Source organism: Nocardioides sp. B129/18 (genome assembly GCF_055282735.1).
This window is the reverse complement of sequence record NZ_JBUZJI010000046.1, coordinates 1-10,706: the sequence shown is the minus strand read 5'-3', so window position 1 is coordinate 10,706 and position 10,706 is coordinate 1. Positions and strand designations below refer to the sequence as shown.

Here is a 10,706-nt window from a genome sequence, read left to right as displayed (position 1 = left end):
GCAGTGCTGCGGAGCCTTCGGTCACCCAGCTGACGCTGAGCGACGACCGGCGGTCACCGTGAGGTCACTTGCCGTCCTTCAGCGAGATGACGCCCAGGTCGGGGTACCCGGAGGTGCCCACGCCCGTGACGTAGTTCTCGATGTTCGAGCCGCGGATGAAGTAGTTCTGCGGGACGAACAGCGGGATGTAGGCGACGTCCTTGCCGAGAAGCTCGTCGGCCTGCTCGTAGATCTTGTTGGCAGCGTCGACGTCGGTCGCCGAGGCGGCCTGGTCGATGAGGCCGTTGAGCTCGTCGCTGTCGTAGTTGCCGTAGTCCTGACCGTTGGAGGTCTTGGACGTCAGGTTGATGCGAGCGTCGAACAGCGGCGGGATGACCGTCGAGATGGACGGCCAGTCAGCACCCCAGCCACCGTAGATCAGGTCGGAGTCCGAGCCCGGGTTCTGGATGGTCGGGTAGTAGCTGGTGGCGGGGTCGAGACCGTCGAGGGTCACGTCGAAGCCGGCCGAGTCGTAGGTGTCCTTGAGCGCGGCGAAGGCGTTGTTGCGCGCGTTGGAGCCCAGCGGGTAGGTGAGCTTGATCTTGACCGGGGTCTTGACGCCGGCGTCGGCGAGGATCTTCTTCGCCTTGTCGACGTCGCCCTTGCCGTCGCCGGCGAACGCAGGGTTCTCCTGGTAGCCGGGGACCTGCGGGTTGACGATGGTCGAGGTGATCTTCGCGACCTGGTCGCCACCGAGGGCCTGCGCGAACGCGGCCTTGTTGGTGGCGGCGGCCAGGGCCTCGCGGACGGCCGGGTCCTTGAGGCGCTTGAAGTTCGGCACCAGGTAGTTGCTGTACGGCGAGGCCAGGTTGACCGCCCGGTCCGCCACCGCGCCCGTGATCTTCGGGAACAGGTCGGGGGTGATGTTCGAGGCGGTGATCGCGTTGGCGTCGGCGCCCTGGTCCTCGATGATCTTCTTGACCGCGACGTTGGTCTCGGGGTCGAAGCCGTACTGGAAGTCGATCTCGTCCGGGTTCGCCTCGCGGATGCGGGTGTCGTCGGTCTTGACGTCGTAGTTCGGGTTGCGGACGAGCGTGCCGCCCTTGTCCGGGTTCCAGGTGCCCTGCAGCATGTACGGGCCGTTGGAGAAGATGGAGAAGTTGGACTTGTCGCCCTTGTCCTGGTCGGCGCGGTAGGGGCCGAGCGCGGGCAGCGAGGCGATGGCCAGGCCGAAGTCGACCCACGGCTTCTTGAAGTTGTAGGTGATCGTGTTGCCGTCGCAGGTGATCGCCTTGTCGAAGCTCGCCTTGGCCGCAGCGGAGCTGTCGTTGCCGTAGGGGCCCTTGTAGTCCGCGGAGACGTCGAGGTAGTTGATGATGTAGTTCGGACCACCGGTGATGGTGTCGACCGCGAAGGTGCGCGAGACGCCGTACTTGAAGTCATCGCAGGTGATGGCCTTGCCGTCCTGCCACTTGACGCCGTCCTTGATGGTGAACGTCCAGGTCTTGCCGTCGTTCGTGGCCTTGCCGGTGTCGGTGGCGAGGTCCGGGATGAGCTCGGTGCCCTTCTCCGGGTCCTCCTCGCCGGCGGGGAAGGAGACCAGGCTGCGGTACACCGTCTTGTTCAGGTTCGCGATGTCGAGACCGACGTAGACGCGCTGAGGGTCGAGGTGGTCGATCGTGCCGGCGAAGTAGTAGTTCAGCGTGCCGCCCTTGACGGCCTCGGTGCGGTCGGCCTTGTTCGAGGCGCCGCCGCCCGAGTCCCCGCCACACGCCGCGAGGCTGCCCGCGAGGGCGGTCACCGCGACTGCAGCGAGCAGACGGTTCCTAGTCGTACCCATGGTTCTCCTTCGAGGGTGAGATGTGCCGACCCGGAGTCGGCGCCTTTCCAGTGGAAAGAGCTGGATCCGTTGACCGTGGGGGTCAGCGGTTCCCCTTCGGATCGAGGGCGTCACGCACGCCGTCGCCGAGGAGGTTGAAGGCGATGACGAGCACCGCGATGAGGATGGCGGGGGTGTAGAAGAACACCGGGTCGGCGGTGATGAAGTTGACCGAGGAGTTCAGCACGTTGCCGAGCGTGGGCGTCGGGGGCTTGATGCCGACGCCGAGGTAGCTCAGGGCCGCCTCCGCCGAGACGTAGGACGGGAACAGGAGGGTGAAGTACACCAGCAGCGGTGCCCAGAGGTTCGGCAGGATCTCCTTGAAGTAGATCCGTCGCTTCGAGGCGCCCATGAGGATCGCGGCGTCGACGAACTCCCGCTCGCGCAGGGTCAGCACCTGGCCGCGGATGAGTCGCGCCACCGGCGGCCAGCCGAACGCGGCGAGCACCAGCACGATGTAGGCGCCGTTGACGATCGAGCCGTTCGGGCCGTCGGGGACGCTGACGTGGGGACCGACCCAGAAGAGGTCGAAGCCCTTGCGCATCCGGTCGACCACGACCTGGCTCAGCGCCAGCAGCATCAGCGTGGCCGGGAAGGCCAGGGTGAGGTCGATGAAGCGGCCGATCACGCCATCGACGACGCCGCCGGCGAAGCCGGAGATGATGCCCAGCACCGTGCCGATGACGACGGTGAGGATCGCCGCCGCGACCGCGATCGTGACCGAGATGCTCAGACCGAGCAGCACGCGCGAGAGCAGGTCGCGGCCGACGCCCGGCTCGACGCCGAGCGGGTGCGCCCAGCTGATGCCGTAGAAGTCGCCCTTGGGGTAGTAGCCGTTCAGCAGGTCGGCGTTGTTCTTCTCCGGCTGCAGCACCCCGAGGTAGGTGAGGATCGGCGAGGCGATCGCGAGGAGGAAGAAGAACACGACGATCGAGAACGAGATCATCGAGAGGCGGTCCTTGCGGAACCGGGACAGCGCCAGCGCGAGGGGCGAACGCCCCTCGACGGCTGCGGTCTCCTCGCCGGGGCCGTCGGCCACGGAGTCCCCGCGGGCCAGATCGGTCGCCTGGATCGTCATGCTCACCTCGTCGTCGCGCCGTCACTTCCGGGCCGGATCACGGCCCGCCGCGACTCTAGGCGAGCACTTCACCGAAAGGCGATCACCCACGAGTAACGATCTGGTCTCGACCAGTGGGACGAGGCACCGGTGATTCGTGCGGCCGATCAGGCGTCCGGGACGACATCCTCCGCCGGGGCGGCGTCGACACCGGCCTCCTTGCGCTGCTGCTCGGTGATCGGCGCAGGCGCGGCCGTGAGCGGGTCGTACCCGCCGCCGGACTTCGGGAAGGCGATGACCTCGCGGATCGACTCCGCGCCGGCCAGCATCGCGCAGATGCGGTCCAGGCCCACGGCGATGCCGCCGTGCGGCGGGGCGCCGAAGGCGAAGGCGTCGAGGAGGAAGCCGAACTTCTCCTGCGCCTCGTCCTCGTCGATGCCCATGACCTTGAAGACCCGACGCTGCAGGTCGTCGCGGTGGATTCGGATGGACCCGCCGCCGAGCTCGACGCCGTTGCAGACGATGTCGTAGGCCCAGGCCAGGGCGTTCCCGGGGTCGGCGTCGAAGCCGTCGACGTCCTGCGGGGAGGTGAAGGCGTGGTGGACGGCCGTCCAGGCGCCCGCGCCGACCGCGACGTCGCCGGAGGCCACGGCCTCGGAGGCGGGCTCGAACAGCGGGGCGTCGACGACCCACACGAAGGCCCACTGCGACTCGTCGATCAGGCCGCAGCGACGCCCGATCTCCAGGCGCGCGGCGCCCAGGAGGCCGCGGGTGGACTTCGTGGCGCCGGCGCCGAAGAAGATGCAGTCGCCCGGCTGCGCGCCCACGTGGGCGGCCAGACCGGCCTTCTCGGCGTCGGAGAGGTTCTTGGCGACCGGGCCGGCGAGCTCGCCGTCCTCGCCCACCAGCACGTAGGCCAGACCGCGCGCACCGCGCTGCTTGGCCCACTCCTGCCAGGCGTCGAGCTGCTTGCGGGGCTGCGAGGCACCGCCGGGCATGACGACGGCGCCGACGTACTCGGCCTGGAAGACCCGGAAGGTCGTCTCGGCGAAGTACTCGGTGCACTCGACGAGCTCCTGACCCATGCGCAGGTCGGGCTTGTCGGAGCCGTAGAGACGCATCGCGTCCGCGTAGGTCATGTGTGGGATGGGGGTGGGGATCTCGTAGCCGATCTCGGCCCACATCCGCGTGAGCACGGCCTCCATCAGCTCGACGACGTCGGCCTGCTCGACGAAGCTCATCTCGATGTCGAGCTGGGTGAACTCCGGCTGCCGGTCGGCGCGGAAGTCCTCGTCGCGGTAGCAGCGCGCGATCTGGTAGTACCGCTCGACGCCGCCGACCATGAGCAGCTGCTTGAACAGCTGGGGGCTCTGCGGGAGGGCGTACCAGCTGCCCGGGCGCAGGCGCGCGGGCACCAGGAAGTCGCGCGCGCCCTCGGGGGTGCTGCGGGTGAGGGTGGGGGTCTCGACCTCGACGAAGTCGCGGGCTCCGAGCACCTCGCGGGCGGCGGCGTTGATCCGCGAGCGCAGCCGGATGGCCGCGGCCGGGCCGCTGCGACGCAGGTCGAGGTAGCGGTACTTGAGCCGGGTCTCCTCCCCCACCTCGCCGCCGCCCTGGGCGGCGTCGTCGATCGGGAAGGGCAGCGGCGCGGAGGTGCTGAGCACCTCGACCTCGCTGGCGATGACCTCGATCTCGCCCGAGGGCAGGTTCGGGTTGGCGTTGCCCTCGGGGCGCACCGAGACCTGGCCGGTGACCTTGAGGCAGAACTCGCTGCGCAGGCTGTGGGCGACCTCCTCGTCGCGCACGACCACCTGGACGACGCCGCTGGCCTCGCGCAGGTCGAGGAACGCGACGCCACCGTGATCGCGACGACGGCCCACCCACCCGGCGAGGGTGACGGTCTGGCCTGCGTGCTCGGCGCGCAGGGCGCCGGCGTCGTGGGTGCGGATCACGGGTGGGTCTCCTCGAGTGGTGCGATGACGACCTGCGGTCGCAGGTCCTGGGTGGATGGTGTCCAGGTGGCCGGGTCGGCGTCCACCTGCTCACCGCTGCGGATGTCCTTGACCTGATGGGTGCCGTCGGCCTGCAGGAACCACACGAACGGGATGCCGCGCCGCTCGGCGTGGCGGATCTGCTTGCCCAGCCTCTGCGGGCTCGGCGCGACCTCGCAGGGGATGTCGCGCTCGCGCAGGGCGTCGGCGAGCGCGTCGGCGGCGGCGCGCGACTCCTCGTCGAGCAGCGCGACCAGCACGGCGCTCGGGACGCTGCGGTCGGCGACCATCGCGCCGGCGCCGAGCAGCGGGACGACGACACGGCTCACGCCGAGCGAGATGCCGACACCGGGGTAGGTGGTGCGGCCGTCGCTGGCCAGGGCGTCGTAGCGGCCGCCCGAGCAGATCGAGCCCAGCGACTCGTGGCCCGCCAGGCGGGTCTCGAAGACGGTGCCGGTGTAGTAGTCGAGTCCGCGTGCGATGGAGAGGTCGGCCTCGATCGTGACCTTCTCCGAGGTCGCCGCCAGCGGGGCGCAGCCGCGGATCAGGGCGGCCAGCTCCTCGAGGCCCTCGTCGAGCAGCGGGTGCTCGACGCCGTGCTCCCCCGCCAGCCCGCGCACGCGCTCGACGAAGGAGTCGTCCGTGGAGCGGATCGTGGCCAGCGCCAGGCAGGCGTCGGCCTGCTGGCCGGTGAGCCCGGCCTCGTCGACGAGGAGCCCGTGCACCTTCTCGGGGCTGAGCTTGTCGAGCTTGTCGACGACGCGCATGACCTCGTCGGTGTCGGTGGCGCCCAGCCCGCTGTAGAAGCCCTGAATGAGCTTGCGGTTGTTGACCTGCAGGCGGAAGGCCGGCAGGAAGTCCAGGCGGCGCAGGGCGTCGAGCATGACCCGGGCGACCTCGACGTCGTGGTGGAAGCCGAGCTCGTCGCGGCCCACGATGTCGATGTCGGCCTGGGTGAACTCGCGGTAGCGCCCCTCCTGGGGGCGCTCGCCGCGCCACACCTTCTGGATCTGGTAGCGCCGGAAGGGGAACTCCAGGTGGCCCGCGTGCTCCAGGACGTAGCGCGCGAACGGCACGGTGAGGTCGAAGTGCAGGCCGAGACCGGCGTGCCCCTCGGCGGACTCCTCGTGGAGGCGACGCAGGAGGTAGACCTCCTTGGAGGTGTCGCCCTTGCGGAGCAGCTGGTCCAGCGGCTCGACGGCACGGGTCTCGACGTTCGCGAACCCGTGCAGCTCGAAGACGTGCCGCAGGGTGTCGGTCACCTGCTGCTCGACCATCCGCTGGGCAGGGAGCAGCTCGGGGAACCCGCTGAGCGGGGTGGGCTTGGCCATGGGTGTCACAGACCTCGGGTCACTCGTCCCGCCGAGCCGTCCTCCTGGAGCTCGAGCAGGTAGGGGTTGGTCACGCGCTCGCGGCCGATGGAGGTCTGCTCGCCGTGGCCCGGCAGGACGACGACGTCGTCGGCCAGGGGCAGGACCTTCGTGGTGAGCGAGCGCAGCATGGTGGGGTGGTCGCCGCCGGGCAGGTCGGTGCGACCGATCGATCCCTGGAAGAGGAGGTCGCCGGAGAACATGACCTCCGAGACCTCGGGAGCGTCGTACGGGGTGCGGAAGGTGACCGAGCCCTCGGTGTGGCCCGGCGTGTGGTCGACGACGAAGCGCAGCCCCGCGAGCTCGAGCACCTGGGCGTCGGAGAGCTCGCGGACGTCGTCGGGCTCGGCCCACTCGTAGGCCCCGCCCAGCAGCATCTGCGTGGTCTCGCGCGACATGCCCGCCATGGGGTCGCTGAGCAGGTGCCGATCGCTCGGGTGGATCCAGGCGGTGGCGTCGTAGGTGCCGGCCACCGGCGCCACGCACCACATGTGGTCGACGTGGCCGTGCGTGACGAGCACCGACACGGGCTTGAGGCGGTGCTCGCGGACGATCTCGGCGACGCCGGCGGCGGAGTCCTTGCCGGGGTCGATGACGACGCACTCGCTGCCCGCGGAGGTGGCCACGACATAGCAGTTGGTGCCCCAGGGACCTGCGGGGAAGCCGGCGATCAGCACCGCGCCAGCCTAGGGCATGCGTCGGGTCGGACCAGGGGCGAGACCTCGGGGGGCGCGCACTAGCATGACGGTGTGACGAGCAACGAGTGGGGCCGAGTCGACGACGACCGCACCGTCTACGTGCGGACCGCCGAGGGCGAGCGAGCCGTCGGACAGTATCCGGAGGGCACGCCGGAGGAGGCTCTGGCGTTCTTCACCGAGCGCTACGAGGCCCTCGCCTTCGAGGTGGGGCTGCTGGAGCAGCGCGTGGCCTCGGGCAAGCTCTCGCCGGAGGAGGCCACGGAGTCGGTCGCGACCGTCCGCACCCAGGTGGGCGGCGCCAACGCCGTCGGCGACCTCGTCGCGCTCGAGGCCCGCCTCGACGCCCTCGCCCCGGTCATCGCCACCCAGCGCGAGGCCCGCCGGGCCGAGCGGGCCGCCCGCAGCGCCGAGGCCAAGGAGGCCAAGGAGCGCCTGGTCGCCGAGGCCGAGCGGCTCGCGCTGGGCAACGACTGGCGCAACGGCGCCAACCGGCTGCGCGACCTCCTGGAGGAGTGGAAGAAGATCCCGCGGCTCGACCGCGCCTCCGACGACGCCCTGTGGCGTCGCTTCTCCTCGGCCCGCACCTCCTACACCCGCCGCCGCAAGGCGCACTTCTCCGAGCAGGCAGAGCGCCGCGAGGGCGCCCGCGTGATCAAGGAGCGGCTGGCCGAGGAGGCCGAGGCGCTCTCCACCTCCACCGACTGGGGCGTCACCGCGGGCCGCTACCGCGACCTCATGCGTCAGTGGAAGGACGCCGGCCCCGCGCCCCGCGAGGTCGACGACGCGCTCTGGAAGCGCTTCCGCGGCGCCCAGGACGCCTTCTTCGGCGCCCGCGACGCCGCCAACTCCGCGCTGGACGAGGAGTTCGCCGCCAACGCCGAGGTCAAGGAGGCCCTCCTGGTGGAGGCCGAGGCGATCCTCCCCGTCGAGGACCTCGACGCCGCCAAGCGCGCCTTCCGCGACCTCGCCGACCGCTGGGACGCCGCCGGCAAGGTGCCCCGCGACCGCATGAAGGACCTCGAGGGCCGCTTCCGCAAGGTCGAGCAGGCCATCCGCGGCGTCGAGGACGAGCAGTGGCGCCGCTCCGACCCCGAGAAGTCCGCTCGCGCCGACGACATGATCACCAAGCTCGAGGCCGCGATCGCCAAGGTCGAGGCCGATCTCGAGAAGGCCCGCGCCGCCGGCCAGGAGAAGAAGGTCGCCGAGCTCGAGGACAACCTCGCCTCGCGCCGCCTCTTCCTCGACACCGCGCGCCGCGCCAGCGCCGACTTCGGCTGAGCCGCACGCGCACGAGGGCCCCGCACCGGTGACGGTGCGGGGCCCTCGTGGCGTCGGGGACCCAGAAGTTCCCCGGCTGACCGGGGAACTTCTCAATGGTCAGGGGAAGTTGGGGGCTCTGACGCCCAACTTCCCCTGACCAATCGGGAGTTCCTCCACAGACGACTACTGCGTGACGCGGTAGGCGTCGAAGACCCCGGCGACGTTGCGCACCGAGCGCAGCACGCTGTCGAGGTGCATCGTCTCGGCCATCTCGAAGGTGAACCGGCTCTTGGCGATGCGGTCGCGGGTGGTCGAGAGCTGCGCGGAGAGGATGTTCACGTGGGCGTCGGAGAGCGCCATGGTGATGTCGGAGAGCAGGCGGGCGCGGTCGAGCGCCTCGACCTGGATGTTCACCAGGAACGTCGACTTGCTGTTCGGGGCCCACTCGACCTCGAGGAGTCGCTCGGGCTGGGTGCGCAGCTCGGAGGCGTTGGTGCAGTCGCCGCGGTGCACCGAGACCCCGCCGCCCTTGGTGACGAAGCCGAGGATCTCGTCGGGCGGCACCGGGGTGCAGCACTTGGCCAGCTTCACCCACACGTCCGGCGAGCCCTTGACGATGACGCCGACCTGGTCGCCGGAGGCGACCTTCGGCCGCCCGCGCCGGCTGGTGATCGTGATGGCCTCGGCGAGGTCCTCCTGCGCGCCCTCGCTGCCGCCGTGGGCCTCGATGACGCGGTGGACGACAGCCTGCGCGGAGAGGTTGCTCTCCCCCACCGCGGCGTAGAGGGCGGAGACGTCGGCGAGCTTGAAGTGCTCGGCGGCCTGCATGAGCGACTCGTGCGACATCAGGCGCTTGAGGGGCAGGCCCTCCTTGCGCATGAGCTTGGCGATCTGCTCCTTGCCCTGCTCGATCGCGACCTCGCGCCGCTCCTTGGTGAACCACTGGCGGATCTTGGACTTCGCCCGGGGCGAGCGGACGAAGGCCAGCCAGTCGCGCGAGGGACCGGCCGTCGGCGCCTTGGAGGTGAAGACCTCGACGACGTCGCCGTTCTCGAGGGTGGAGTCGAGCGAGACCAGGCGGCCGTTGACGCGGGCGCCGATGGTGCGGTGACCGACCTCGGTGTGCACGGCGTAGGCGAAGTCGACGGGCGTGGAGCCGGCCGGCAGGGCGATGACGTCGCCGCGCGGGGTGAAGACGTAGGTCTCGGCGCGATTGATCTCGAAGCGCAGCGACTCCAGGAACTCGCCGGGGTCCTCGACGTCGCTCTGCCAGTCGAGCAGCTGGCGCACCCAGGACATGTCCTCCAGGTCGCCGCGCTTCTCGGTGTCGACGCCGGCGCGGCCGTCCTCCTTGTACTTCCAGTGCGCCGCGACGCCGTACTCGGCGCGGCGGTGCATCCCGAAGGTGCGGATCTGCATCTCCACCGGCTTGCCCTGCGGGCCGATCACCGTGGTGTGCAGGGACTGGTACATGTTGAACTTCGGCATCGCGACGTAGTCCTTGAACCGGCCCAGCACCGGGTTCCACCGCGAGTGCAGGATGCCGAGGACGCCGTAGCAGTCGCGCATCTCGTCGACCAGCACGCGGATGCCGACGAGGTCGTAGATGTCGGAGAACTCCCGGCCGCCGACGATCATCTTCTGGTAGATCGAGTAGTAGTGCTTCGGACGCCCGGTGACCTTCGCCTTGATCTTCGACTCGCGCAGGTCGGCCTCGACCTGGCTGATGACCTCGGCCATGAACTGGTCGCGGGAGGGGGCGCGCTCGGCCACCAGGCGCACGATCTCGTCGTAGATCTTGGGGTGGAGCGTCGCGAAGGCGAGGTCCTCGAGCTCCCACTTGATGGTGTTCATGCCCAGGCGGTGGGCGAGCGGTGCGTAGATGTCGAGGGTCTCGCGCGCGGTGCGCTCCTGGCTGGCCTGCGGCACGAAGCGCAGGGTGCGCATGTTGTGCAGCCGGTCGGCGAGCTTGATGACGAGGACCCGGATGTCGCGCGACATCGCGACGATCATCTTGCGGATCGTCTCGGCCTGTGCGGAGTCGCCGTAGACGACCTTGTCGAGCTTGGTGACGCCGTCGACGAGCAGGGCGATCTCGTCGCCGAAGTCCGAGCGCAGCTCCTCGAGGGTGTACGGCGTGTCCTCGACCGTGTCGTGGAGGAGCGCCGCGGCCAGCGTCGGCTCGGTCATGCCGATGCCGGCGAGGATGGTGGTGACCGCGAGCGGGTGGGTGATGTAGGGGTCGCCGCTCTTGCGCATCTGGGTGCCGTGCATGCGCTCGGCGGTGACGTAGGCCCGCTCCAGCAGCGCGAGGTCGGCCTTGGGGTGGTTGGCGCGGACGGCGCGGAACAGCGGCTCGAGCACCGGGTTGGTGGGCTGGCTGCGTGTGCCCATGCGGGCCAGGCGGGCTCGCACCGAGCGGCCGCCCGCGGCGCCGGCCGGGGCGACGGCGGCCCCGCGGGCCGCGGCGGT

At 70.3% G+C, this 10,706-nt stretch carries 7 protein-coding genes; 1 reads left to right on the top strand and 6 read right to left on the bottom strand.

Going from position 1 to position 10,706, the window contains the following annotated elements:
• Nucleotides 1–64 precede the first annotated feature (64 nt).
• The 5 genes from ACZDWJ_RS19325 to ACZDWJ_RS19305 form a co-directional block, all read right to left on the bottom strand.
• Nucleotides 65–1,780, bottom strand: coding sequence for an ABC transporter substrate-binding protein (locus ACZDWJ_RS19325; protein ID WP_463523754.1), 1,716 nt, complete (start codon nt 1,778–1,780; stop codon nt 65–67).
• A 121-nt stretch (nt 1,781–1,901) separates the two neighbouring features.
• Complete coding sequence (locus ACZDWJ_RS19320; protein ID WP_463523752.1) at nt 1,902–2,936, bottom strand: ABC transporter permease; 1,035 nt, start codon at nt 2,934–2,936, stop codon at nt 1,902–1,904.
• A 146-nt stretch (nt 2,937–3,082) separates the two neighbouring features.
• On the bottom strand, nt 3,083–4,867 hold the full coding sequence (gene aspS, locus ACZDWJ_RS19315) for an aspartate--tRNA ligase (protein ID WP_463523750.1): 1,785 nt from the start codon (nt 4,865–4,867) through the stop codon (nt 3,083–3,085).
• A complete protein-coding gene (gene hisS, locus ACZDWJ_RS19310) occupies nt 4,864–6,237 on the bottom strand; it encodes a histidine--tRNA ligase (RefSeq protein WP_463523748.1) in 1,374 nt (457 codons plus the stop codon). Before hisS ends, aspS begins: the two co-directional genes overlap by 4 nt.
• A gap of 5 nt (nt 6,238–6,242) precedes the next feature.
• A complete protein-coding gene (locus ACZDWJ_RS19305; protein WP_463523746.1) occupies nt 6,243–6,953 on the bottom strand; it encodes an MBL fold metallo-hydrolase in 711 nt (236 codons plus the stop codon).
• Between the two features lie 72 nt (nt 6,954–7,025).
• On the opposite strand from ACZDWJ_RS19305, the gene ACZDWJ_RS19300 reads away from it, so the two are divergent.
• Entirely contained in the window at nt 7,026–8,252 is a 1,227-nt protein-coding gene (locus ACZDWJ_RS19300; RefSeq protein ID WP_463523744.1) for a DUF349 domain-containing protein, read from the top strand.
• A 165-nt stretch (nt 8,253–8,417) separates the two neighbouring features.
• Here the strand turns inward: ACZDWJ_RS19300 and ACZDWJ_RS19295 are convergent, their stop codons facing one another.
• Nucleotides 8,418–10,628, bottom strand: a complete 2,211-nt coding sequence (locus ACZDWJ_RS19295; RefSeq protein WP_463523756.1) for a RelA/SpoT family protein — start codon at nt 10,626–10,628, stop codon at nt 8,418–8,420.
• Between the last annotated feature and the right edge of the window lie 78 nt (nt 10,629–10,706).

Bases quoted from the DNA above. Each gene is read 5' to 3' on its own strand.
- ACZDWJ_RS19320 (WP_463523752.1), bottom strand. From the start codon at position 2,936: ATGACGATCCAGGCGACCGATCTGGCCCGCGGGGACTCCGTGGCCGAC.
- hisS (WP_463523748.1), bottom strand. From the start codon at position 6,237: ATGGCCAAGCCCACCCCGCTCAGCGGGTTCCCCGAGCTGCTCCCTGCC.
- ACZDWJ_RS19295 (WP_463523756.1), bottom strand. From the start codon at position 10,628: ATGGGCACACGCAGCCAGCCCACCAACCCGGTGCTCGAGCCGCTGTTC.